The sequence below is a fragment of the Nocardia sp. NPDC051832 genome, from assembly GCF_040681285.1.
GTDB lineage: Bacteria > Actinomycetota > Actinomycetes > Mycobacteriales > Mycobacteriaceae > Nocardia.
The window spans coordinates 205601-229357 of record NZ_JBFAYL010000004.1 but is presented as its reverse complement, the minus strand read 5'-3'; the positions used below and the strand labels follow the sequence as shown (position 1 = coordinate 229357).

Genomic DNA, 23757 nt, shown 5'->3' with positions numbered 1-23757 from the left:
GCATTGACTATCAGCGCATAGTACTGCGATGATCGCCGAATTGGTAAAGATGTTTCGCACAGAGAAACTGGAGTGCATCGTGGCGGCGACCGACCTGCTGATCCGGAATGCCCGCGTGGTGCGCCCGGGCGACCCGTCCACCGACGACCCCGCGGCCGTGGATATCGCCGTCGCGAACGGGGTGATCACCGCGGTCGGCGCGAATCTGCCGTCCGCGCGCGTGGACCGCATCGTGGATGCCCAGGGGCTGCTGGCATTTCCGGGCGTCGTCGACGCGCACCAGCACTGGGGTATCTATCAGGAGCTGTCCGCCGACACCACCAGTGAGAGCCGGGCTTGCGCGCAGGGCGGCGTCACCACCTCGATCACCTACATGCGGACCGGGCGCTACTACCTCAACCGCGGCGGCGCCTACCGCGACTTCGTGCCGGAGGTGCTGGACCGGATGGCGGGCCGCGCCTTCGTCGACCATGCCCTGCACCTGGCGCCGATGACCGCCGAGCACATCGCCGAGATCCCCACGCTCATCGAGGAGTTCGGGGTCACCTCGTTCAAGATCTTCATGTTCTACGGCGGTCACGGCCTGCACGGCCGCTCCTCGGACCAGGCCGACTTCCTGATGATCCCGCCCAGCGAACGCTACGACCTCGCGCACTTCGAGTTCGTGATGCGGGGAATCCAGAGTGCGCGTGCGCGTTTCGGTGACCGCCTGTCGCTGTCGCTGCACTGTGAGACCGCCGAGATCATGACCGCCTACACCGAAATGGTGGAACGCGAGGGCGTCCTGACCGGGCTGCGGGCCTACAGCGCCTCGCGCCCGCCGCATTCCGAGGGCCTGGCCATCACCATGGCCTCCTACCTCGCCCACGAAACCGGCCTGGCCAATATCAATCTGCTGCATCTGTCCTCGGCGAAGGCCGTCGACGCCGCCCTCACCATGGCGAAAGCGTTCCCGCACGTGGACTTTCGCCGCGAGGTCACCATCGGCCACCTCCTCGCCGACGTCGATACCGCGCACGGCCTGGGCGGCAAGGTCAATCCGCCGCTGCGCGACCGCGACGACGTCGAAGCCCTCTGGCGGCATTTGCTGAACGGCGAAATCGATTGGGTGGTCAGCGATCACGCCTGCTGTCAGGACGAGCAGAAGTTCGGCGACGACCGCGACGATGTGTTCGCCGCCAAATCCGGTTTCGGCGGCGCGGAGTACCTGCTGCCGGGCCTGGTAGGCGAAGGCCGCCGCCGCGGCCTGCCCTTGTCACGCATCGCGGAGCTGACGGCCTGGAACCCGGCCCAGCGCTACGGGCTGAGATCCAAGGGCGCTATCGCACCCGGCTTCGACGCCGACATCGCGCTCATCGACCCCGAGGCACGCTGGACCGTGCGGGCCGCCGAGTCCGAATCCGCCCAGGAGTACACACCTTTCGAGGGTTTCGAGATGAACGCACGGGTCACCGACGTCTTCCTGCGCGGCCACCACATCCTCAGCGAGGGCAAGGTCCAGGGCGACCCGCAGGGCAGATACCTGCGCCGTGAACCGGCCTGAATGCCCAGTCCTGGCGGGAGGATGACCGACCAGGCCCGATTGCACAGCCGAATGAGCGGGGGCTCGGTGATCTGTGCTTCCCTTGGGCGAAGCTATCCGGGGTGGCGGGCGCAACGGCGTGAGCCCGTGGCTCCGTATCTGCCGCAGGCGCTCGGCTACGTCGCCGGGGGCGGTTCCCGATTCGAGGAGTCTGATGCTGTCTGTCGCACTATTACTGCTCGCCGCGGTCCAATTCGGCTGCGTGCTGTTGGTTCGGGGCAGTGCCACGCCACAACCTGCGCGTGTCTGTCTCTATCTGGTCGGCCTCGGCTTGGCCTACGACTCAGCGATAGTCGGCATGGGCAGGTTTCTGGGCGCGGGCGATGTCTTGCACGCGCTGAGCGTCGGGAGGTTCGTCGGCCATGTCGTGCTGACGCCGCTGTTGCTGATCTGGGCCGCGCAGTGCGTGTTCCGTTTCCGGATGCGGTGGGCTTGGCTGCTCACCGCCGCGCTGATCGCCTGGGGCGCGATCGCGGACCTGATCGAGCTGCACCTGATTCCCCGCGAATTCGCCGACACCCTGCGCTATGCGCCGGAAACTCCGTCCGGCCCGCCGATCCCGGCCCTCGCCGTCTCGGTCGTGCTGCTGATCGCCGGAATCCTGCTGTGGCGCAGGCAGAGTTGGCCGTGGCTGGCGCTCGCCACGGCCGTCCTGTTCGTCGCCTCCGGCGCGGCCTTCGCGGTGCCCCCGCTCGGAAACGTCGGCGAGGCGGTGATGTTCGCGGCTCTGGTGGCGGCCGCGCGCCGGCTACGTCTCGCGAATGAGCTCACCTGAGGCGGCGCGATGCTCGTATTCGGCGAAGTCGACCTCGCGGGTCTGCCGCGCGTAGGCGATGTGTGACCCCGGCCAGACCGCGGTGACCTTGCCCTCGGCGGTGTGATACCAGCCGGGGCAGCCGGTGGTGAATACGGTGTGCCGCAACGTTTTCTGCAATCGGTCGTTGAACGCCTCCTGCGCCTCGGCGCGAACGTCGAGCCACCCGCCTCGCGCGGCGATGCGCTCGATCGCCTGGCGTGCGTAGCGGGCCTGCTTCTCCAGCAGGAAGGTGATGGTGTTGGTCAGCGATCCGGTGTTCGGCCCGTACATCAGGAACATATTCGGATAGCCGGACACCGTGATGCCCAGATGGGCGTACGGCCCGGTCTTCCACTCGGCGTGCAACTTCCGGCCGCCGCGGCCGGTGATCTCGATCGGTGCGAGGTACTCGCTCGCGGTGAAGCCGGTGCACCACACGATCACATCGGCGGCGACCTCGCTGCCATCGGAAAGCACCAGCCCGCGTTCGGTGACACGCCGCACCCCGTGCGGATGGAGCGTCACGTGCTCGCGGTCGAGCGCGGGATACCAGGCGTTGGACAGCAGCACCCGGTTGCACCCGAACCGGTAGTCCGGCGTCACCGCGGCCCGGACCCGCCGATCGCGAATTTCGCGCCGGATCTTGAACTTCAGCCAGTACTCGAACCCGATCTGCACCGGCTCCGCCCAGCGCGCGATGAACGGCGCCCGGCTCTCGTACCAGAGCCATTCGGCATTGTGTTGTAGCCGCGCCAGCCCAGGCACGGTACGCAACAGTGTGCGCACCACCCTGTTGGTCCGATGGTCCCACTTGTTGCCGACCCAGTACGCCGACCGCTGCACCACGGCCAGCGCCGCGACCTGATCGACGATCGCGGGCACGATCTGCACCGCGCTCGCGCCGCTGCCGACGACCGCGACCCGCTTTCCGGTCAAATCGACGGAGTGATCCCAGTGCGCGGAATGGAACTGTGCCCCCGTGAAACTGTCCATTCCGTCGAGATCCGGCAGCTTGGGCCGCGACAACTGCCCGGTCGCGCAGATCAGCGCCGTGAAATAGCGCACCTCCCCGCAGGCCAGCTCGACCCGCCACCGGCCCGCGTCCTCCTCGAAGGTCGCCGCGACCACCTCGGTGCCGAACCGGATCTTGCGCGTCACGCCGTACTTGTCGGCGGTGCGCTGTAGGTAACGATGGATCTCCGGCTGGGTGCCGAACCGCCGCGTCCACTTCGTCTCCAGTTCATAGGAGAACGAGTAGATCGGGGACGGCACATCGCAGGCCGCGCCCGGATAGGAGTTCGCCCGCCACACACCACCTGCCGAATCTCCGCGTTCGAACACGGTGTAGTCGTGAATTCCGCTGCGGTCCAATTCGATTGCCGCCGCCAGCCCACCGAATCCCGCGCCGATGATGGCGACCGACACTGCCTCACTCGTCATGGCCCGACGGTAGGCCCGGGGACCCGGCCGCTACGAGGTCCGATCCGGGTGGGCTATTGTCATTTCCGGACATGAGCATTGGCAGCACACCCACCTGGGACCATCCGCGCGGCCCCGCCGCCACGCGGATCCTCGTCGACCTGGGCATCGAACACGGCCTGAGCACCACCGAATGCCTGTCCGGCACCGGCCTGCGCCTCGCCGATCTGGCGCGCCCCGACACCGTTGTGGAGGGCGGCCAGGAACTCGCCATCGCCCGTAACCTGCTGAGCCGGATCGGCGATCAGCCGGGACTGGGCGTGGCCGCCGGAATGCGGTACACCGTCGGCACGCTGGGCGTCTGGGGTTACGCGATGCTCTCCAGCGCGAGCGTGCGCGAAGCGATTCGGCTCGGTGTGCGCTACGCGGAACTCTCCTTCGCGTTCATCCGGCCGATCCTGGAACCCAGCGGGCGCGACCTGGCGGTGATTTTCGACGACACCGATATTCCCGCTGACGTCCGGGGCTTCTTCGTCGAACGCGAACTCGCCAAGATCGCCGTGCTCACCCCGCTCGCGGTCGGCGCGCACCGCGGCCTGCGGGTCGAGGCGGCCTTCACCGGCGCCCGCGCCGCCGCACTGCGCGCTCGACTGCCCGGGGTCGACCTCCGCACCGGCACGGAACGGCACCGCATCGTTTTCGCCGCGGCCCTCCTGGATCAGTCACTGCCGCAAGCGGATTCGACCACGGCGCTGCTGCTGGAAGAGCAGTGCACCCGCATGCTCGAGGCGCGCCGGGCGCGCCGCGGCGTTTCCGCCCGGGTGCGCGCCCTGATCCTGGCCGACATCGATCAGGCTCCGTCCGCCGCCGACATCGCTGTCCGCCTGCACATCGACGAGCGCACCTTGCGTCGCCACCTGCATTCCGAAGGCGCTTCGTTCCGCGAACTCGTCGACGAAGTCCGTGCCACCCTCGCCGCCGACCTGCTGACCCTGGATCGGCTCACCCTCACCGAAATCGCCCGCCGTCTCGGCTATCACGACGCCGCCGGCTTCAGCCGCGCACACCGCCGCTGGACCGGCCACGCGCCCCGGTCACAGCCCTGATGCTATCGAGCCCGGCCGCGCACCTCGTCGAGATGAGTGTGCAACGCCGCGGTGATCGCGGTCAGGACCCGGTGCGCGGCGGCCAGTTCGGCGTCGGAGAATTCGGCGGTCGCCGCGCGGGTGCGCTGGCCGAGTGGAACGAAGAAGTCCTCGGCGGCGGCGCGGCCGGGCGCGTCGTGATAGAGGATCACCCGGCGTCGGTCGCTCGGGTCGGCGCCGCGGCGCAGGTGCCCGGATTCGATCAGGCGTTCTACCAAGTAGGTCACCGCCGCTGACGACATCCCCATCAGTCCGCCGAGTTGCCCCGCGGTGAGGGGGCGGCCGGCGAACTCGGCGGTGGCGATGTGGAGCAGGGCCCGGAAGTCATTGGGCCGCAGGCTGTTGGAGCGGGCGAAAACGTGGCCGAGCTGCTCGGATACCGCGGTCAGCGCGCGCAGGTCGGCGCCGATCTCGGTCTCCAGCGTGGTGCGCTGTACGCCGGTATCGCTGGTTGTCCGGTCGCTTTCGGTCACGGCGATACCTTAACCCTCGGGCAGATGTCTCTATTGCTTAATAGTTAAGAATATGAGAGATTCCGGGAGTGAGTTTCTGGGATCGCTACGGGGATGTCGTCACGCACCGCCGGTCGTGGGCGCTGTTACTCGCTCTGGTCGTCGTCGCGGCGGCGTTGATCGGTGGCGCGGGCGGCAACGACGCGTCGGGAGAGTCGCCGCAGTCGCTGCCGGACGCCGCGCAATCCACCCGCATCGAGCGGGTGCTGGACGAATTCCCGGATGCGGGAACGACCTCCGTCCTCGCCGTAGTGACCCGGGCCGACGACGGCGTGCTCAACGCGGGCGACCGCGAGGCGGCGTCGGCCGCGGTTACCCGGGCGATCGTCGCGTCGGGTGCGGCTCCTCAGGTCGCCGGTGAGCTCACCGCGGCACCGGATGGCGCGGCGGTCCTGGGGCAGGTGCCGATCTCCGCGCGGTCCAGCGGCAGCGCGCTGACGGAGCAGGTCGAGCGCGTGCGGGAGGCCGCGCGCGCCGGACTGCCGGCCGGCCTGACGCTGGCGATCACCGGCGGACCCGCGTTCGCCGCCGACATCTCCGAGTCGTTCGCCGGCGCCGACGTCACCCTGCTCGCGGTCACGGCGATCGTCGTCGCCGCGTTGCTGATCGTCACCTATCGGTCCCCGATCCTGTGGTTGCTTCCGTTGCTGATCATCGGCCTGGCCGATCGGGTCGCGAACGCGGTCGGCACCGGGCTCGCGCGGCTGACCGAGATGACGTTCGACGGCTCCACCGCGGGCATCACCAGCGTCCTGGTCTTCGGCGCGGGCACCAATTACGCGCTGCTGTTGATCTCGCGTTATCGCGACGAACTGCATCGCGACACCGACCATCGGCGAGCGCTGCGGCGTGCGGTGCGCGGCGCGGGGCCCGCGATCCTGGCCAGCAACCTGACGGTGGTCCTGGCCTTGCTCGTCCTGGTGCTGGCCTCGGTGCCCAGCACCCGCAGCCTCGGCGTGTTCGCGGCGGCCGGACTGCTGATGGCCCTGGCTTTCGTGCTGATCGGGCTGCCCGCCGCGCTGGCCTCGGTCGGGCGAAAGGTGTTCTGGCCCTACGTTCCTGACCCCGACGAGCGGGATTATGCCGAACAGGGCGTCTGGCACCGGATCGCGACCAGGGTCGTCGCCAGACCCGTGCGGGTCGCCGCCGTGGCGGTGGCCGCGCTGCTGGTCTGCGTGCTGGGCCTGTTCACCGTCGACGTCGGTTTGTCGCAGACCGAGCAGTTCCGCGTGCGCGCCGAGTCGGTCACCGGATTCGACACCCTGGCAGCGCATTTCCCGTCTGGATCAGCCGATCCGGTGCAGATCGTCGCGCGCTCGTCCGCCGCGGCCGGCCTCACCGAGGTGATCTCGAGTACCCCGGGGGTGGTTCGGGCGGCGCAGACCGGAACCGCGCCCACCGGCTGGACGCGCTGGACGGTGCTGCTGGACGCCACGCCAGGTTCGGATCGGGCGTTCGAGATCGTCGAGTCGCTGCGCACTCGCGCCGGTTCCGTGGCCGGCTCCGAAGCCCTGGTCGGCGGCAACGACGCGCAGGCCCTCGACAGCCGCACGGCCGCGAATCGGGATCGGCTGCTGATCATTCCGCTGATTCTCGCCGTGGTCTGCCTGGTGCTGTTGCTGCTGCTGCGGGCGGTGCCCGCGGCGGTGCTGCTCGTCGCGGTCACGGTGCTCAGCGCGCTGGCCGCACTCGGCATCGGGAGCTGGCTCAGTGTGCATCTATTCGGCTTCCCGGCGATGGATACCGCGGTCCCGCTCTTCGCGTTCCTGTTCCTGGTCGCCCTCGGCGTGGACTACACCATCTTTCTGGTGACCCGGGCGCGGGAGGAGACCCCGGCACATGGCACCGAGTGGGCGATGGTGCGCGCCGTCTCGGCCACCGGCGCGGTCATCACCAGCGCGGGCGTGGTCCTCGCGGCCGTCTTCTGCGTCCTCGGTGTGCTTCCGTTGATCACCCTCACCCAGCTGGGCATCGTCGTCGGCGTGGGAATCCTGTTGGACACCTTCGTGGTTCGAACCGTGATCATCCCGGCGCTGTTCAGCGCGATCGGGCCGAGGGTGTGGTGGCCGGGGCGGCTCACCCGGGAGCAAGCAGGCGACCGCGCGCCGTTGGACGATCCGATCGCGGCGCATCGATAGTGGTGGTGGGGGTCAGCGCGGTGGGCGGGGCCAGAAGTAGGAGGTGCGCTGCTGGTACTCGCGGTAGCCGGGTCGATCGGCCATCGCGTTCTCCAGCACGCGTGCGCCGGTGCCCTGAATCAGGACGTAGGACATGAGGGCCGGGGCGAAGATCGTCAGCGCGCCCGGCCAGGCGCTGGCCGCGATCAGCCAGAGACCCCACCAGACACAGAAGTCGCCGAAGTAGTTCGGATGCCGGGTCCAGGCCCACAATCCGCGGTCCATGATCCGGCCACGATTAGCCGGGTCGGCTTTGAAACGGGCCAGCTGTCGATCGCCCACCGCTTCGAACAGCAGCCCTACCGTCCAGATGAGGACGCCCGCGCCGATCAGGAACCAGGCCGGGCCCCGGGTCGGTCCGGCCGCGGCCGAGACCTGAATCGGTAGTGAAATCACCCATTGCGCCACACCTTGGGTGAGGAAGATGCGGAGAAAGACCACTCCGGGGGAGCGACCGTGCCGGTCCAACAACTGGTCGTAGCGGGGATCTTCGCCGTGACCGCGGGTGCGCTGATACATGTAGAAGGTCAGGCGCAGGCCCCAGAGCGTCACCAGGACCAGCAGCAGTAGACGCCGGTCCAGCGGTGCGTCGCCGAGCAGTGCCGCGACCAGGGCGACCAGGACGAAGCCGAGACCCCAGATCACATCCACGACGTTGTATCTGCCCAGTCGGCGGGCCAGCACGAAGGTAAAGGTCTGGAGAGTGGCCAGCGCGATCGCCGACGCCAGCGAGATCATCAGTGCGACATGCCAATTCATGATGGGAGGACCGTCCGTCCGGGTGTGCGCCGCACGGTGGGAGCGAGTGCGCGCCGCACGTCGGGAGTGAGTTCGGGCTGCACGTTGGGAGTGAGTTCGGGCTGCACAGTGGGAACGAGTGCGGGCCGCACGGTGGAAGCGAGTTCGGCCTGCACGGTGGAAGCGAGTTCGGGCTGCACGGTCGGAGCGGGTGCGGGCCGCCGCGCCAGAATCTGGTCGACGCCCATGCGTCCGTGCTCGAAGGCGAGCGCGCCGCCCGCGAGATACAGCCGCCACGTGCGTGCGCCGGTCTCCCCGAGCAGCGCCACGGCCTCGTCCCAGCGCTCCTCCAGTCGGTGCAGCCAGGCCTGTGCGGTCCACACGTAGTGCTCGCGCAGGGCTTGGACGCCGCGCACTTCCAGTCCGGCGAGCTCGAGCCGGCCGATGGTGTCCCCGACCGGGCGCATGGCCATATCGGGTGCGATGAAGGATTCGATGAACGGCCCGCCGCCGGGATGGCGTCCGCGCCGCGACATCTGCTGCACCAGCACGGGCGCGCCGGGGGCGGCGGCGTCGTGGAGGGTGCGGGCGTAGCGCGGGTAATTGCGTTCGCCCACATGCTCGCCCATCTCCAGCGAGGCGACCGCGTCGAATCCGGTCTCGGCGAGTTCGCGATAGTCGAGCAGACGCACGCGAACCCGATCGCCCACGCCGCGTTCGGCGATCCGGGCTTCGATGTAGTCGCGCTGTGCTCGAGCGATGGTGATGCCGAGGACCTCGGCGCCGTAGTGCTCGGCGGCATGCAGGCTCAGCGACCCCCAGCCGCAGCCGACATCCAATAGCCGCTTACCGGGGGCCAATTCGAGCTTGGCGCACACCAGGTCGAGTTTGTCGCGCTGCGCCTCGGCGAGTCCGTGGCCCGGATCGTCAGGGACGCCGTGCGCGAAGTAGCCGCAGGAGTAGGCCATCGTGGGATCCAGGAGCAGGGCGTAGAAGTCGTTGGCGGCGTCGTAGTGGTGACTGATCGCGGCCCGGTCCCGAGACCGCTCGTTGCGCCGCCCGCGCAGCCGGGCCTGCGTCGACGGTGCGGGCGGCGGTGGGCCGAGCGCGCCGATCCGGGCGACGGCCACTGCGAGACGAGCGATGTCGGGCAGTCGCACCCCGGTGATCCGGCGGGTCGCGACGGTCTGCCACGCCGTGGCCAGGGCAGAGGACAGATCGCCGTCGACGTCGATCTCGCCGGTGACATAGGCCTGCGCGGCTCCGAGTTCGCCTGGGTGCCACAGTATTCGACGCAGCGCGCGCGGGCTGGTGAGATGCACGCGCGGTGCGTCCAGGGGGCCGGCGGCTCCGCCGTCCCACGTTGTCAGGCGTACCGGCAGGGGGCCGCGCAGCAGGGGGCGCAGGGCGGATTCCAGGTGGTCGGCGGCGGTCACGGGTGCTCCTCGGGCCGGTCGAGAACGATCTGCTGTACATCGAGGTAGCCGGAGCGGAATCCGGCCTCGGAGTAGGCGAGGTAGAACTGCCACAGGCGCCGGAATAAGGCGTCGAAGCCGAGCGCGGCGACGTCGGCGGCGCGGGCGTCGAAGCGCTCGCGCCACAGCCGCAGGGTTTGCGCGTAATGCGGTCCGAAGCAGTATCTTTCGCGCACGCGCAGCCGGGTGTGACCGGTGGCGGCGGTGATCGCCTCGGTGGAGGGCAGGAAGCCGCCAGGAAAGATGTACTTCTGGATCCAGGTGTAGGTGTCGCGGGTGGCGAGCATCCGGTCGTGCGGCATGGTGATCGCCTGGAGTGCGACCCGGCCGCCGGGAGCGAGCCGCTGGTCGAGGGTTTCGAAATACACCGGCCAGTACCGGTATCCAACCGCCTCGATCATCTCGACCGAGACGATGGCGTCGTATTCGCCGCGGACGTCGCGGTAGTCGCACAACTCGATGCGTACCGCATCGGCGAAACCCGCTGCGGCGACTCGGTTCCGGGCCAGGCGCACCTGCTGATCGGACAGCGTCACCGAATGTACCGTCGCACCGCGTGCGGCGGCGCGGATACTCAATTCGCCCCAGCCGGTACCGATTTCGAGGACCTTGGTGCCGGCGCCGACACCGGCGGCATCGAGCAGCTGGTCGATTTTCCGGCGCTGCGCCGCCGCGAGCAGTTCCCACGAGGCGCGACCGGGATCCTCGAACAGCGCCGACGAGTAGGTCATGGTTTCGTCCAGGAAGAGCTGGTACAGCTCGTTGGACAGGTCGTAGTGGTGTGCGACGTTGGCGCGGTTGTTCGCCGCGGTGCCCAGCTCCCGGGCCGGCCGAGCCGGTAGCACTCCGCGAAACCCTTGCAGCGCGGCAGGAATGAGCCGCGTGATGCGGGCGGCCAAGACGCTGAGCACAGCCGCGGGATCCGGCGCGGTCCATTCGCCCGCCGTATAGGACTCGCCGAACCCGATCAGACCCTGTCCGCCCAGCCGGGCGAAGAACGCCGCCGGGTCGCGAATGATCAAGCGCGGCAACATCTCGGTGCGCGCGCCCGCGCCGAGAACGGACCCGTTCGGGAGTTCCACCCGTAAGGGGATCCGGGAAACCGCCCGCCGGAACAGGAACTCGGCGCAGCGGGCGCGGAACCTGGCCCGCGGACCGGCCGGAACGGCGGGCAGCAGGTCACCGCCGCGGGCGTCGAGGCAGAAGCTGGTCATTGCGCAGTCCTTCGAGACGAGGTGGCGTGCGGCCGGGGAACCACCGGAACTCCCCGCGCCCACAGGGCGATTCCGTGCCGGCGAATGCGCAGGGCGGTCAGCCACGGGGAGAACGGGGCGCGTAGTTGCGCGCGCAGCACCGAGCGCGTGGTCAGCGGCATCCGCTGTCCGGTCATCGACGCCAGGAAGGGTGGCTGACCGTCCCGCAGCAGCGCGATACGCAGCGAAAGCCCGTCCGCGGGCTCCGGCAGCCGCAGCACGTAGCGACCCTCGACCGGGTTGAACGGTGACACATAGAACTGTTTGCCGACTTCCGCGCGTCCTCGGTCGTCGGTGCGCAGCACGTAGGCGTGCCGCGCACCGTAGGTGTTGTGCACCTCGGCGATGACGCTCCGGAGCCGCCCGTCGCGGCCGTGGCACCAGAAGACCGTGAGCGGATCGAAGACGTAGCCCAGCACCCGTGCGTTCATCAGCGCCGTGACGGGGCCGTCCGCGTCCTCGATGCCGTGCGCCTGGAGTGTCCGGTCGACCCGGGCTCGCAAATCCGCGCCTGGTCCGTCGAGGTGGTCCGTCGCGCGGAAATATCCGAAGGGCCGCAAGGGAACCGGCAACCGGGGTGGTGACTCGATGTCGAAAAACCAGCTGTAGCCGGGATAATCGAAATGATGGTGCACCGGTTCCCTGCGCGCATGGTGGATTCGAGTGAAGTACAGCGCGGGTGCCGTAGAGCCGGTCATAGCGCCGCCGATCGGGACAGTGCGGCGCCCGCCGGCTGGAGCCACCGGCCGCCGAGACGTTCGGCGGCCCGCAGCCCGGACAGCGCGCCGTCTTCGTGGAAGCCCCACCCGTGGTACGCGCCGGCGAAGGCGATCCGATCGGTGTCGAGCTCGGGCAGGCGGCCCTGTGCGGCAACCGATCCCGGGGTGTAGATCGGGTGCTCGTAGGTCATCTCGGCGATCACCCGGCGTCGGTCCACCAGATGCGCTCCGCCGAGGGTCACCAGGAACCGGTGGTCGCCGACCTGGTCGAGGCCCATGAGCCGGGTCAGGTCGTAGGTCACCACAACCCCGGCCGCGTCGCGAATTCCCGCTGGTATCAGATAGTTCCATGAGGCCCGCGCCTTGCGTGCGCGCGGCAGCAGGGATTCGTCGGTGTGCAGCTGGGCCTGGTTCACCGAATACGGCATGGCGTTGAGCACCGACAGCATCGCCGGGCTCGGCGCGGCCAGCAGCGCCAGTGCCTGATCCGGATGGGTGGCGATGACCGCGGCATCGAACCGGCGCGCACCGGCCGTCTCGGTGAGCAGCACGCCGTCAGGTCGCTCTATGATCGCGCGAACCGTTGTCCCGGTGCGTATTTCGCCGATCCGCTCGGCGACCTTGTCCACATACCGCGCGGAGCCGCCGACGACGGTGCGCCAGGTGGGGGAGCCGAAGACGGTGAGCATGCCGTGGTGGTCGAGGAAGCGGAACAGATAGTGCGCCGGGTACTCCCGGGCCAGCTTCGGATCACAGGACCACACCGCCGCCACCAATGGCGTGATGAAGTACTCGGTGAAGTAGGCGCTGAATCGGTGCCGTCGCAGGAACTCCGCCAGGGTGAGGTCGGTGTCGGGGTGCCGCAACAGGTCCCGCGCGGTCCGGTGAAAGCGCCGCACCTCGGTGAGCATGCGCAGGTAACGCGGCGTGGTCGCGGTGCGCGCGGACGGGAACAGACCCGAAAGGCCCTTCGCGCCAGCATATTCGAGACCTGTCGCATCCGCCCGCACCGACATGGACATGTCGGTGTCACGCGTTTCCACCTCCAGCTCCTCGAACAGCCGGAGCAGAGTCGGGTACGTGCGGTCGTTGTGCACGAGAAATCCGGAATCGACCCGGACGCGCCGGCCCGGCGCGACCTCGACCTCGTGCGTGTGCGCGTGCCCGCCGAGCCGGTGGTCCTTCTCGTACAGGGTGACGTGGTCGGTCCGGGACAGCACATAGGCGGCCATGAGCCCCGCGATGCCGCTGCCGACCACGGCAATCTCGCGGCCGCCGGACGCGGCGGCTGGAGAGCCGCCACCGAAGGTAGATCGCATACCTCGATTTCGATACGCCACCCGCCAGGGTTTGGTCGCCGACGCCACCGATATGGACGCGTCACCGCCGCCACGGATGCGGACGCTGGGCCACCGCCACCGCCACCGCCACCGCCACCGCCACCGCCACCGATGCTGGCGCTGCCGTCCGTCAGCCGTGGATCGATGGCACCGGTCGGCCGAGTAGATGCGCGAGCGCCGAGTCCAGATCCGGCGTGCGGAAGTCATGACCGGCCGACAGCAACTGTGCGGGCCGCACCCGCTGGCTGGCGGTGGCCAATTCGCGGGAGCCCTGCGCGCCGAGCAGCAATGCCGGTCCGAAGGCGGGTACCGGCAGCAGGGCGGGACGGTGCAGGGTGGCGGCCAGGGATCGGGTGTACTCGGTGTTGCGGACCGGATTCGGGGCGACGGCGTTCACCGGGCCGGACAGCGAATCATCCCACAGCGCACGGTGATACACCTCGACCAGATCGTCGATGCCGATCCAGGACAGCCACTGGCGGCCGTCGCCGATCCGCCCGCCGAGCCCGAGCGTGAACAGCGGGCGCAACAGCCGCAGAGTTCCGCCGCGCGGGGACTGCACGATGCCGGTGCGCACGCGGACGACCCTGGCCCCGGCGTCGGCGGCCGGGCGGGTGGCGTCCTCCCAAGCGGCGACCACGTCGGCGAGGAAGCCGTCGCCGCGCTCGCTGTCCTCGGTGAGCAGGGTGTCGCCGCGGTCGTAGCCGTAATACCCGATCGCCGAGGCGCTGACGAAGGTCCGCAGCCCGGCCCGCGCGGCGAGTTCGGCCAGTGCGCGGGTGGGTGCGAGGCGGCTGTCGGCGATATCGCGCCGATGCTGCTCGGTGAACCGGCCCGCGATCGACGCGCCCGCCAGATGGATCACCGCATCGACGCCGTTCAGAAGTTCGGGATCGGGTGCCGAAGGGTCCCATTGCCGCTCGTCGGGTGTGCGCGGCGCATGGCGCACCAGCCGCACCACGGTGTGGCCGCCCGAACTGAGGAACGCTGTCAGCGCCGACCCGACCAGCCCCGACGCCCCGGTGACGGCGATGGTCGCCCCGGCCAGACCGTGCTGGGCCGCGCGCTGATGCGCGGCTAGGTCGGCGGCGAGCTGGCGATAGCGATAGTCGAACGTGGCGTTCAACGCCGCGGCGGGGACGGGCGTCTCGACCCGATCGATGACGCGGGTATGCCCGTCGTCCACCGCTTCGAATTCATGAGTATGCCGCCACCGCACCGCGATTCCGGCGGGAGCCGACGCCGGCCCGTCCACCGCGACGGCGTCCGCGAACCGGTGCGGCGGATCGAAGGCTCGCCGGTCGTGCCTGGCCACCCACCGCAACCCGCCCGGCAACCGGAGCACCGCGCGGCCGTCGGCCAGTGAATCGGTCTCCTCGACCAAGGACAACGGTTGCCACGGCGGCGAGAGGCGCGCGAACGCGCCAGGCCGCGCGAACCACTCGAATACCTCGCGCTGTCCTGCGGGAACGATCGTCGAACGTTCGATGCCCATACTTCGACTGTAGTAGCCATCGCGGTCGATGCAACGTTTGTGCATCGCTAGTCGGATGCGGATGCGGATGCGGATGCGGCTGTAGGCCGCCGTCGAGGCCCGTTACTCCGCGGCCAGCAGGGCGAGATAGCCGTCGAGCCTCGCTGCGGCGGCGAGGAGGTTGCGGCTGCGGGTGGTCAGCCGGGTCTGCCAGGCATCGAGGAAATCCCGCAGTGCGTCCGCTCCGCCTGCCTCGCGTAGCGCATCGAGGAATTGCACGACCTGGGGGAGCGGGTAGTCGCCCTGGCGTAGTTGCCGGGCGATCTCGGCGTCGCGCACGCATTCCGGTCCGTATTCGCGGTAACCCGTCGCGCGATTCCGGTCGGGGCGCAGGATGCCGTGGGTTTCCCAAGTGCGCAGGGTCGCCGGGTGGACGCCGATCCGGCGGGCGAGTTCGCCCACGGTCAGCGGATGCCCCTGGGCGGCAGTTGGTTTCGTGGTGGCCAACGTGCTCAGGGCCGCGGCGACCTCGGTGCGGGTCGTGCGTTCGGCGAGCAGCTCCATATGTGCGGCGTCGATGAGCCGGTAGGCGGACTCGGTGTCTCCGCGGTTGATCGCACGCATGATCTGGACTGCTTGCTGATGAGTGTGGCCGCCGCGCAACGCGAGGAACGTGCGCAAAGCCTGTGCGTGCAGGGGTGTGTAGTGGCGGTAGCCGGTGGCGGTGCGTTCGGTCGGCGGCAGCACCCCGGCGTCGTCGTAGTTGCGAACCGCCTGGGCGGACAACCCGTGCTCCCGGGCGAGGTCGATCGGACGCAACCACATCCTCCTTTGAGGCTTTTCACCATCAATCGCAGGTGAAATCGGCAAAAGCTTCACTCGAATCTTCAACGATACTGTCAAGTGCAGTGCCAATTTGGAAGGGATACTCATGTCTACTGCCGCAGCACTGCGCGAGATCGGCCGCCAACTCGACGACCCGGCCGGTGTGGGCCGCGCCTTCGACGAACTGCTCGCCACACGAACCGAACCGCCGACGCTGCTCGCCCTCGGCGAGCCGACCCACGGGATCGAAGCGTTCCCGCTCCTGCGCAACGAACTCCTCGGTCAGCTCGCCGACCGGGGATTCCGGTCGATCGTGCTCGAAACCGACTTCCTCGCCGCACCGATCGTCGACGACTACGTGAACGGCGGCCCAGCGGACATCGATACGGTCCTCGCGACCGGATTCAGCCACAGCTTCGGCGCCGTGCCCGGCAACCGGGAACTCCTGGAGTGGCTCCGCGCCTACAACGCCGGCCGCGCACCCGAGGACCGAATTCGCTTCTACGGCTTCGACGCACCGACCGAGTACTCCAGCGCGCCGAGCCCGCGCCACACCCTGGCGCATGCCGTCGACTATCTGCCCACCGCGCTCCGCCCCGAATCCACCCACAACCTGGACACCCTGCTCGGCCCGGACAGCGCCTGGACGAACGAGGCAGCCATGTTCGACCCGGCCGCTTCGATCGGCAACTCCGGCAGCGCTCATGCCCTGCGCGTAATCGCCGACGATCTGACCAGCGCCCTGCACCGCGCAGGCCCCGCCCTGCGCCGCACAAATCCCATCGCCTACGACGATGCCCGCGCCCACGCACGCATCGCCCAGGCCCTGCTGCGCTACCACGCCGCCATGGCCACCCCCACACCCGACCGCATCGAAACCCTGCTCAGCGTGCGCGCCGAAATGATGGCCGAGAACCTGCTCACGATCGCCGCCCGCGAACAACGCCGCGGCCCAATCCTGGTGTTCGCCCACAACATTCACCTCCAACGCTCCCAGCCCGCACTGTTCGCCACGGACAACGCCCGCCCCTGGGCCAACGCCGGCGCCCTGGTCGACCTCGCCCTCGGTGACCGCTACCTGTTCATCGCCTCCGACGCCAACCCGCACAGCGACCACGGCACCCTCCAAGGAGCCCTCGCCGCCGCGACCACCCGCCGCGCCCTCTTCCCCACACCCGCCCTCCTCCCAGCCCTCCCGCCAACCATCGGTCCAGGCGAACCAATCCTGCCCGGCCATTTCCCCGTGAACCCCGCCGAACTCACCGGTGCCGACGCGATCATCTTCATCGCCGACACCGACGGCAAACGCCACCAGTACTGGTAGCGAATACGGCGGTAGCCCCGCTGCGCTGGGCATTTGGATCGGCTCGAGGTCGGCTCCTAGGTGGTGGCGGGACAGTCGGGGGATGACTGGGTGTTCGGGTGTGGTGGGTGGTTTCGGGGCGGGGGTTCTTCGGCGGGTTCTTGTCGTGGGGGCCGCGTGTGCTGGTGTGCTCGTGGGCTGCGGTACCGACGATGGGCCACCGGTTCCGGTCGGTACGACAACGGCAGTGCCGGTGACCAGTGCGCCCGCTGTCACCGCGCCGCCGGCGAGCGCGGACACGCCTGTGCCTGAGCCGACGGTTGTGCCGCAGTCCACGACTTCGCCGCAGCCCACCGCTGCGCCCGAACCCACCGCCGCAACCCAGCCCCCCGCCGCGCCGAAACCGACTGCCGCGCCTCAGCCGGCTCCCGCCCCGGAGCTCCCGGACCCGGGCTTCGAACCGCGCCCCGGTTACTGACCACGCCCGATCAGGCCGCCCATCTCGAGAAGGACTGCCCATGCCCAAGACGCTTCGCCGTCGTTGCCTGACCGCCGCGGCCTTGGCCGCTGCCCTGCTTCCGGCGCTGGCTCCGGTCGGGAGTGCCGCCCCCGCTCCCGGGAAATCGCTTGTGGTGCTGGGGGATTCGTTCAGTGCCAACGGCGATATCACTGCTGCGCTGGAAAACTCGGACCCGGCCGCCACCCCGGATTGCTCACACGGCCCGACCTCCTGGCCGACTCAGTTGGCGCAGCGCCTCGGCGTCTGGGGCACCACCGAGTTCGCCGATTTCTCTTGTCGCGGAGCGTCTTTGGTCAGTGGTCCGGGCCTCACCCTGGCGCATCAGGCGCGTAAGGCCGATGCCGAGGGCGCGTTCGGAGCGGGCACCGGGACGGTGCTCATTCAGTCCGGTCTCAACGACACGTGGGGGACCAACTCGATGCGGTTGCGTCAGACGCTGGTCGACTGTGTGCTGCAAATACACCTCAGCTGCGGACCGGAAGCGGCCGCGGAGGGCCGCGCGACCGATTGGCGCGGGATCAGCGGGGAGCTGTATACGGAGCGGATTCGCCCGATCGTGCAGTACGTGCGCTACTACGCCCCGAAGGCGCGGATCATCCTGGTCGGTTATCCGGAACTCGCCCGGCCCGGCCAGCAGCATCTGTGCGTCGATGTGTTCGGGATCGGGTCGATCGTGCAGCTCCGGGCGGGTTCGGCGATCGAACTCTTCGACCGGATCGACGCCGCCCAGCGCACCGCCGCCGAGCTGCTCGGCGTCGAATTCTTCGACGCGCGAGCGGAAACCGCGGGCCACGGCCTGTGCTCGGCGCAGCCGTGGGTGGCGGGCCTGCTCGATCCGCGCAGCGAATTGCTGGGTACGCCGCTGCATCCGACGGTGCACGGGGACCGGGTGGTGGCGGCGGCGCTGCACCGCAGGATCGCGGGCTGATGCCGGACGGCGCGGTGGCGCCGCGGCCGGCGCTGCCGTCGCTGACGGGTGCGCGCTGGTGGGCGGCCTTCGCGGTGTTCATCCTGCACGCGCTGGTGTTTCTGCCGGTGTATCCGTTCCAGAAGTCCGAGCTGTTCCGGCAGCTGCATCAGCTGCTGCCGATGCAGCTGGGTGCGGCGGGAGTGACGTTCTTCTTCGTGCTGTCCGGCTTCATCATCTACTGGTCGTTCCGGCCGGGCAGGTCGGTGCGGCGCTTCTATTGGCGGCGAGTGCTGAAGATCTATCCGACGCACTTGATCGCCGCGGCGGTGTTCGTGGTCGCGGCGAGCGTGCCGGTGCAGCGGCTGGTGCTGTGGGTGCCGAACGCGCTGCTGGTGCACACCTGGGTGCCGAAATGGACGACTGTCGGCGGCCTGAACGTGCCGTCTTGGTCGTTGTGCTCGGAAATGCTGTTCTACCTGAGCTTTCCATTGCTGCTGCCGCTGGTGCGACGGATCGGAGCGCGGCGGTTGTGGTGGTGGCTGGCCGGTCTCGCCGTCGCGATCCTGGTGCTGCACAGCGCTTTCTATCTCTGGGTGCCCGGCCCGAAAGGCATCGCCAACGCCTTCGCGCCCCGGCTGCTACCCGGCGACGCCTCGCCCTTCTACGAAATCCACGCCTCCCAGGCCTGGTTCGCCCAGGCCGACATCCCGGTCTCGCCCGCCTACTGGCTGAGCTACGACTTCCCGCCGGTTCGGCTGCCGGAGTTCTTCCTCGGTGTGCTCGCCGCGCGCCTGGTGCTGGAAGGGCGGTGGCGGCTGACCCGCACGATGTGGCCGCTGGCCGGACTGGCCCTCGCCTACGCGGCGACCTGGGTGGTGCCGGTGAACTACAAGATGTCGGCGCTGCTGGTCCTGCCGATGACGGCGGTGGTCGCCACGCTCGCCGCGCGCGACCTCGCGGGCAAGCGCGGTCACACTGCCACGCCCCGCATGGTCTGGCTCGGCAACATCTCCTACGCGTTCTACCTGATCCAGTACCCGGTCATGGTGATCGTCACTCGAATGTTCATCGGCGGGAAGCAGTTCGGCGTGGCCGGGTGGCTGGGGTGGGCCGGGCTCAGCCTCGTCGTCTCGGTCCTCGCGGCCGCCGCGATCTACCACTGGGTCGACGACCCGTTGATGCGGCGGTTCTCGGGTCGCCGGGTGGAGCCCGCCCCGGCGTCGAGAGCGCCGGTTCCGAGCGCGAAGGCGGGGTGACGAGTCGGCTCAACGGGTGCGCGAATGCACGTGGCGCACAATAAGTTAACTATGCTACAGCATTGCGGTGGAAGAACCGTCGGTGCTAAACTCCGCTGTCTAACGAACAGCGTCGTTTGTAGATTCTTATTGCGAATACGCGGCGGAGAGCATGACCGAATTCAGACTGTTGGGTCCCGTGGATTTGGTCGTCGCAGGGCGCTCCGTAGATTTGGGTCCATACAAGCAACGCGGCATCATCGCGGCATTGCTCGCCGAACCCAATCGGCTGATATCCACCGATACCCTGGTCGCCCGCGTGTGGGACAACCCGCCGGAAACAGTCCGGCATTCGGTGTACACCTACATGGCGCGCATTCGCCGGATTCTGCGCAGCGCCACCGCCGATACCGCGGACCCGATCGAGATCCGGAGCAGCCGTGGGGGATACCTGCTCGACGTCGGCCCGGAGCGGGTGGACCTGTCCGGTTTCCGTGCGCTGATCACCCGGGCCCGCGTCGCCGACGACCAGACCCGGGCGGCGACGCTGGCCGAGGCCCTGCAGATGTGGCGCGGCGATCCGCTCGCCGGTCTGGACAGCGCGTGGGCCCGGAGTTTCCGCTCCGGTCTGCGCCAGCTCCGGCACGAGGCGCTCGTCGACTGGGCCGACGTCCAACTGCGGCTCGGGCATCCCAAGGTCGTCGCCGCCGATTTATGGAAGGCGCTGATGGACGATCCGCTCGCGGAGGATCTGCACGAGCGGCTCATCAAGGCCTACTACCTGGATAATCGAGTGGCCGAGGCGCTGTCGCATTTCGATCGGATGCGCCGGACCTTCGCCGCCGAACTCGGTGTCGATCCCGGTCCGCGGCTGCGTGAACTGCATCGCGTCCTGCTGCGGGGTGAGTCTGCCCCGGTCGAACCGGCGGCCCCGCCAACCCGGGAGGTGCCCAGCGCGGAGGCACCCGACTTCCGCGGCCGCGAGGTCGATCTCGCGGCCGTGCGGCAGGCTTTGACGGCCGACCACGGCCGTTCCTCGAAACCGGTGCTGATCACCGGTGGTCCTGGAATCGGCAAGTCGGCCCTGGCGATTCGCGCGGCGCGGACCTTGCGCGCGCACTACCCCGACGGCGTGCTCTACGCCGATCTCGGCGGGTGCAGCGACCAACCTGCCGAACCGAGCGAGGTCCTGTACCGCCTGCTGCGCGAACTCCAGGTCGCACCCGCCGACATTCCCGCCAACTTCTACGCCCGCGCCGGGCGCTACCACGACCTGATGGCCGGACGACGCATGCTGGTCATCCTGGACGACGCGGCCACCACCACCCAGATCGCCCCGGTCCTCGCCGTGGGGGCGCACAGCGCCACCCTCGTCACCAGCCGGAACTATCTGTCCCCGCGCGGTGTTCGCACCATCGTGCTGCGGGAGCTGTCGGCCGCGGACAGCGTGGGGGTCCTGGCGGCGCTCGTCGGCACCGAGCGGGTGCGGGCCGAACCCTGGCCCGCCAGCACGATCGCCCGGTGCTGTTCCGGAATCCCGATGGCGCTGCGCGCGGTGGCGGCGCGCCTCGCCGCGCACCCGCGGTGGACTCTCACCGAACAACTGGGCCTGATGTCGGACGAAGACCAGCGCTACCGCCAGTTCTCCTACGGCGACCTGGACATCCGCCGCAGCATCGACGCCACAGTGTCGCGCCTGAGCCCGGACGCGGCGCGTGTCCTGCACTTCCTCGGCGCCACGCTGACGCCCCGCGAGCTGGTCACCACCCTCGCCGTCCCCGGTCTCACCACCGAGCAGAACGCCGCGGCCCTGGCCGAATTGGCCGCCGCCCACCTGCTTTCGATCCACGAACAGAGCGACGGCAACCGCGGCTACCTCATGCTGGAGGTCCATCGCCTGCACGCCAAACTGGACGCTCCGCTGCCGGTGTGACGGCCAGATCACCACGGGGCGTCACGTGCTCAGTCGCGCAGCCGGTGGCGGGCCTCGGCGGCGAGTTCGGCGGCGCTGTCGTGCAGGGCCTCGGCGAGTGGGTGTCCGGCGTTCCCAGTGCGGTGGGCGAGGACGGTCGGGCGGATCGCACGGGCGTCGTCGATGCGAACGATCGATAGCGCCGGAGGCAGTGTGCTGACCGTCAATCCGGGGATCACGGTGATGCCGAGACCGGCTGCGACGAGGCCGAGTTTGGTCACCCAATCGCGGGCGATGTGAGCGATGACCGGGTTCCAGTGCGCATCGCTCCAGGCTCCGAGCAAGGTGCTGCCCTGGTCCTCGCTGCCGGCGATCCAGCGTTCCGTGCGCAGTTCGTCGACCGGAACGCTGCTCCGGCCCGTGAGCCGGTGGGTCGCATGCACGGCGATGAACAGCGAATCATCGAGCAGGGGAGTGGAACTCACGCCGTCGGGCAGCTCGTGGACACCCGTCAGCACCGCAAGATCGATCCGTCCACGCTCCAGCGCGGCCAGCAAGCTCGGACTGGTTCCCTCCCGCAGCCGCACCTCCAGCCCAGGAAACCGCTGTGTCGCAGCGGCAATGGCGCGTGGCACCAGAGCCGCGGTCGCCGTGGCGAACGCGCCCACCCGCACCCGCCCGACCGGCCGCCGCACCTCGCGTAACTCCTCCCGAGCGGCATCGAGGGCATCGAGCACCGTCTCCGCCTGCCGCACCACGATCCGGCCGGCCTCGGTCGGGCGCACTCCACGGGGCAGCCGCTCGAACAAGGGCCGCCCCGCCGCCTGCTCCATCAACGTGACCTGCCGCGATACCGCGGACTGCGTGTAATCCAACCGTTCCGCCGCCCGCGAGAACGACCCGGCCCGCGCCGCCTCCCGAACCACCCGCAGCCCGATAACCGTGAACTCACCCATGCGTCAACGTGATACCACCGAAGCGATGTCTTCGCTGATCGCATGGTGGCGTCGGGCGGAACCCGCGGGCCTAGAGATGCCCTGGACACCCAGTGGCGCTGCGGAACAGGTGCGCCCAGGGAAGGGCCCACCCAGTTGGTCGGTGCGGTCTACTGGTCGACCGTGTCCAGCGCCGACTTTTCGAGGCGGTCACCCGAGCCCTTCAAGGACATGAACGAGCCTGGCTTGCGGCCTTCCTTCTGGATCCCCGAAACCGTTGCCTTGCAGACCGCTTCTTTGAGGAACGCGGCCGCTTTTCCACCCAGGTGGAGGTTGCGGGGGCTGTCGTCGCGGTGGCTGAGCTGGATGGTGCCGGCGCGGCGGCCCAGGCTGATGCCGGTGCCGATGAAGCCGATGCTCAGGCCGGTGGGCTGGTTGCCGGCGAGGCGAGCGAGCAGGGTATCGGCGGCGGTGGCGCCGAGGGGGCCCGCGGCTTGGCAGCTCATCCGCAGCGGCTGGTCGGAGGGAGCGGCGGCGTCACCGGCCGCGAGGACGCGGTCGTCGTCGATGCTGGTCAGCGTTTCGTCGGTGCGCAGGCGGCCGAGGTGATCGGTGCGGAGGCCACTGCGGGCGGCGAGATCGGGCACGCCGAAACCGACGGTCCAGATGGTGACCGAACTGTTCAGTACCGTGCCGTCGTCCAAGACGACCTGGTCCGCGCGCACTTCGGCGACGCGTGCCGTGTCGCGGACGTCGACCCCGTTCCTGGTCAGCCACTTGGTGATCGATCGCCGGGCCGGCGCCGAGACCGTGGGCGCCAGCCGGCCCCCGGCGAGGAGTGCGACGGTGTGGCCTTGCTCGGCCAGCTCGGCGGCGGTTTCGATGCCGGAGGGACCGCTGCCGACCACGGTGATCCGGGCATCGGCCGGCGCCGCGTCGAGGGCGCGGCGGAGTCGCTGCGCGTGTTCCCATTCCCCTAGGGGGTAGGCGAATTCGGCCGCGCCGGGCACTGAGGCGGGGGTGGTCGCGGTGCTGCCGACCGCATAGAGGCAGTAGTCGTAGTCGAGTGCGCCACCCGATTCCAGCTCGACCGCCCGGGCGGCGGTGTCGATGCGGGTCACGCTGTCGACGACCAGGCGTACTCCCGGCCCGAGCATCGAGCCGAAGTCCACGGCGGCGGCGCTGGTACCGGCGACCAACTGGTGCAGCCGAATTCGCTCGACGAACCGCGCGCGCGGGTTGACGAGGGTGATCTCGACATCCGCGCGCGCCGAAAGCCGGTTGGCCGCCAATGTCCCGGCGTAGCCGCCGCCGATGACAACGATCTTGGTGTTTTCAGACATGCCCTCTAGACACCGCTCACAGCGCGGACATGACAGTTCGTGACGCGTATCACCTACGGCTGCGCCGCAGCAGCTGCTCGAACCGTCCGGTCCGCGGGAAACAGCTGTGCGCCATCGTGATACCACCCATGCGAGAGTCTCGCT

General features: G+C 69.3%; 19 protein-coding genes. 8 read left to right on the top strand and 11 right to left on the bottom strand.

Features of this window, described 5'->3' with window-relative positions:
- Positions 1-79 precede the first annotated feature (79 nt).
- Positions 80-1543, top strand: a complete 1464-nt coding sequence (locus AB0M14_RS26655) for a dihydroorotase family protein (protein ID WP_364999470.1) — start codon at positions 80-82, stop codon at positions 1541-1543.
- Between the two features lie 193 nt (positions 1544-1736).
- A complete protein-coding gene (locus tag AB0M14_RS26650; RefSeq protein ID WP_364999469.1) occupies positions 1737-2357 on the top strand; it encodes a hypothetical protein in 621 nt (206 codons plus the stop codon).
- Here the strand turns inward: AB0M14_RS26650 and AB0M14_RS26645 are convergent.
- The gene (locus AB0M14_RS26645) at positions 2331-3818 is read right to left on the bottom strand and encodes an NAD(P)/FAD-dependent oxidoreductase (protein WP_364999467.1); all 1488 of its coding nucleotides are present in this window, start codon (positions 3816-3818) and stop codon (positions 2331-2333) included. The two genes, AB0M14_RS26650 and AB0M14_RS26645, sit on opposite strands and share 27 nt — an antisense overlap.
- A gap of 71 nt (positions 3819-3889) precedes the next feature.
- Here AB0M14_RS26645 and AB0M14_RS26640 point away from each other — a divergent pair, with 71 nt between their 5' ends.
- Positions 3890-4903, top strand: a complete 1014-nt coding sequence (locus tag AB0M14_RS26640) for an AraC family transcriptional regulator ligand-binding domain-containing protein (protein ID WP_364999465.1) — start codon at positions 3890-3892, stop codon at positions 4901-4903.
- Positions 4904-4905: 2 nt separating this feature from the next.
- Here the strand turns inward: AB0M14_RS26640 and AB0M14_RS26635 are convergent, their stop codons facing one another.
- Positions 4906-5415, bottom strand: a complete 510-nt coding sequence (locus AB0M14_RS26635; protein WP_364999464.1) for a MarR family winged helix-turn-helix transcriptional regulator — start codon at positions 5413-5415, stop codon at positions 4906-4908.
- A 68-nt stretch (positions 5416-5483) separates the two neighbouring features.
- Here AB0M14_RS26635 and AB0M14_RS26630 point away from each other — a divergent pair, with 68 nt between their 5' ends.
- On the top strand, positions 5484-7592 hold the full coding sequence (locus AB0M14_RS26630; protein ID WP_364999463.1) for an MMPL family transporter: 2109 nt from the start codon (positions 5484-5486) through the stop codon (positions 7590-7592).
- Between the two features lie 12 nt (positions 7593-7604).
- Here the strand turns inward: AB0M14_RS26630 and AB0M14_RS26625 are convergent, their stop codons facing one another.
- The 7 genes from AB0M14_RS26625 to AB0M14_RS26595 form a co-directional block, all read right to left on the bottom strand.
- Positions 7605-8390, bottom strand: a complete 786-nt coding sequence (locus tag AB0M14_RS26625) for a DUF1295 domain-containing protein (RefSeq protein ID WP_364999461.1) — start codon at positions 8388-8390, stop codon at positions 7605-7607.
- Positions 8387-9805: a cyclopropane-fatty-acyl-phospholipid synthase family protein gene (locus AB0M14_RS26620; RefSeq protein WP_364999458.1), complete on the bottom strand. Its 1419-nt coding sequence runs from the start codon at positions 9803-9805 to the stop codon at positions 8387-8389. The genes AB0M14_RS26625 and AB0M14_RS26620 overlap by 4 nt, the downstream gene beginning before the upstream one ends.
- Positions 9802-11058, bottom strand: a complete 1257-nt coding sequence (locus AB0M14_RS26615; RefSeq protein ID WP_364999456.1) for a cyclopropane-fatty-acyl-phospholipid synthase family protein — start codon at positions 11056-11058, stop codon at positions 9802-9804. The genes AB0M14_RS26620 and AB0M14_RS26615 overlap by 4 nt, the downstream gene beginning before the upstream one ends.
- Complete coding sequence (locus AB0M14_RS26610) at positions 11055-11795, bottom strand: DUF1365 domain-containing protein (RefSeq protein ID WP_364999454.1); 741 nt, start codon at positions 11793-11795, stop codon at positions 11055-11057. Before AB0M14_RS26610 ends, AB0M14_RS26615 begins: the two co-directional genes overlap by 4 nt.
- Entirely contained in the window at positions 11792-13135 is a 1344-nt protein-coding gene (locus AB0M14_RS26605; RefSeq protein WP_364999452.1) for an FAD-dependent oxidoreductase, read from the bottom strand. The genes AB0M14_RS26610 and AB0M14_RS26605 overlap by 4 nt, the downstream gene beginning before the upstream one ends.
- Positions 13136-13286: 151 nt before the next feature.
- Positions 13287-14651 (bottom strand): TIGR01777 family oxidoreductase, encoded by a 1365-nt coding sequence (locus AB0M14_RS26600; RefSeq protein ID WP_364999450.1) that lies wholly within the window; start codon positions 14649-14651, stop codon positions 13287-13289.
- A 102-nt stretch (positions 14652-14753) separates the two neighbouring features.
- A complete protein-coding gene (locus AB0M14_RS26595) occupies positions 14754-15449 on the bottom strand; it encodes a MerR family transcriptional regulator (protein WP_364999449.1) in 696 nt (231 codons plus the stop codon).
- Between the two features lie 112 nt (positions 15450-15561).
- Here AB0M14_RS26595 and AB0M14_RS26590 point away from each other — a divergent pair, with 112 nt between their 5' ends.
- The 4 genes from AB0M14_RS26590 (at position 15562) to AB0M14_RS26575 (ending at position 21356) form a co-directional block, all read left to right on the top strand.
- Complete coding sequence (locus AB0M14_RS26590; protein WP_364999447.1) at positions 15562-16779, top strand: erythromycin esterase family protein; 1218 nt, start codon at positions 15562-15564, stop codon at positions 16777-16779.
- Positions 16780-17276: 497 nt separating this feature from the next.
- Positions 17277-18206 carry an SGNH/GDSL hydrolase family protein gene (locus AB0M14_RS26585; RefSeq protein ID WP_364999445.1) on the top strand — a complete coding sequence of 310 codons (930 nt, stop codon included), beginning with the start codon at positions 17277-17279 and terminating at the stop codon, positions 18204-18206.
- A complete protein-coding gene (locus AB0M14_RS26580; protein WP_364999443.1) occupies positions 18206-19444 on the top strand; it encodes an acyltransferase in 1239 nt (412 codons plus the stop codon). The genes AB0M14_RS26585 and AB0M14_RS26580 overlap by 1 nt, the downstream gene beginning before the upstream one ends.
- A 151-nt stretch (positions 19445-19595) precedes the next feature.
- Positions 19596-21356, top strand: coding sequence for a BTAD domain-containing putative transcriptional regulator (locus AB0M14_RS26575; RefSeq protein ID WP_364999441.1), 1761 nt, complete (start codon positions 19596-19598; stop codon positions 21354-21356).
- A 29-nt stretch (positions 21357-21385) separates the two neighbouring features.
- On the opposite strand, the gene AB0M14_RS26570 is transcribed toward AB0M14_RS26575, so the two are convergent.
- Together AB0M14_RS26570 and AB0M14_RS26565 are read right to left on the bottom strand one after the other, a co-directional pair.
- A complete protein-coding gene (locus tag AB0M14_RS26570) occupies positions 21386-22291 on the bottom strand; it encodes a LysR substrate-binding domain-containing protein (protein ID WP_364999439.1) in 906 nt (301 codons plus the stop codon).
- A 149-nt stretch (positions 22292-22440) separates the two neighbouring features.
- On the bottom strand, positions 22441-23613 hold the full coding sequence (locus AB0M14_RS26565) for an FAD-dependent oxidoreductase (RefSeq protein ID WP_364999438.1): 1173 nt from the start codon (positions 23611-23613) through the stop codon (positions 22441-22443).
- Positions 23614-23757: the final 144 nt, after the last annotated feature.

Excerpts from the sequence above, each read along its gene's own strand:
- AB0M14_RS26650 (WP_364999469.1), top strand. The coding sequence starts at position 1,737 with ATGCTGTCTGTCGCACTATTACTGCTCGCCGCGGTCCAATTCGGCTGC.
- AB0M14_RS26645 (WP_364999467.1), bottom strand. The coding sequence starts at position 3,818 with ATGACGAGTGAGGCAGTGTCGGTCGCCATCATCGGCGCGGGATTCGGT.
- AB0M14_RS26640 (WP_364999465.1), top strand. The coding sequence starts at position 3,890 with ATGAGCATTGGCAGCACACCCACCTGGGACCATCCGCGCGGCCCCGCC.
- AB0M14_RS26625 (WP_364999461.1), bottom strand. The coding sequence starts at position 8,390 with ATGAATTGGCATGTCGCACTGATGATCTCGCTGGCGTCGGCGATCGCG.
- AB0M14_RS26615 (WP_364999456.1), bottom strand. The coding sequence starts at position 11,058 with ATGACCAGCTTCTGCCTCGACGCCCGCGGCGGTGACCTGCTGCCCGCC.
- AB0M14_RS26610 (WP_364999454.1), bottom strand. The coding sequence starts at position 11,795 with ATGACCGGCTCTACGGCACCCGCGCTGTACTTCACTCGAATCCACCAT.
- AB0M14_RS26605 (WP_364999452.1), bottom strand. The coding sequence starts at position 13,135 with ATGCGATCTACCTTCGGTGGCGGCTCTCCAGCCGCCGCGTCCGGCGGC.
- AB0M14_RS26600 (WP_364999450.1), bottom strand. The coding sequence starts at position 14,651 with ATGGGCATCGAACGTTCGACGATCGTTCCCGCAGGACAGCGCGAGGTA.
- AB0M14_RS26590 (WP_364999447.1), top strand. The coding sequence starts at position 15,562 with ATGTCTACTGCCGCAGCACTGCGCGAGATCGGCCGCCAACTCGACGAC.
- AB0M14_RS26585 (WP_364999445.1), top strand. The coding sequence starts at position 17,277 with ATGCCCAAGACGCTTCGCCGTCGTTGCCTGACCGCCGCGGCCTTGGCC.
- AB0M14_RS26580 (WP_364999443.1), top strand. The coding sequence starts at position 18,206 with ATGCCGGACGGCGCGGTGGCGCCGCGGCCGGCGCTGCCGTCGCTGACG.
- AB0M14_RS26575 (WP_364999441.1), top strand. The coding sequence starts at position 19,596 with ATGACCGAATTCAGACTGTTGGGTCCCGTGGATTTGGTCGTCGCAGGG.
- AB0M14_RS26570 (WP_364999439.1), bottom strand. The coding sequence starts at position 22,291 with ATGGGTGAGTTCACGGTTATCGGGCTGCGGGTGGTTCGGGAGGCGGCG.
- AB0M14_RS26565 (WP_364999438.1), bottom strand. The coding sequence starts at position 23,613 with ATGTCTGAAAACACCAAGATCGTTGTCATCGGCGGCGGCTACGCCGGG.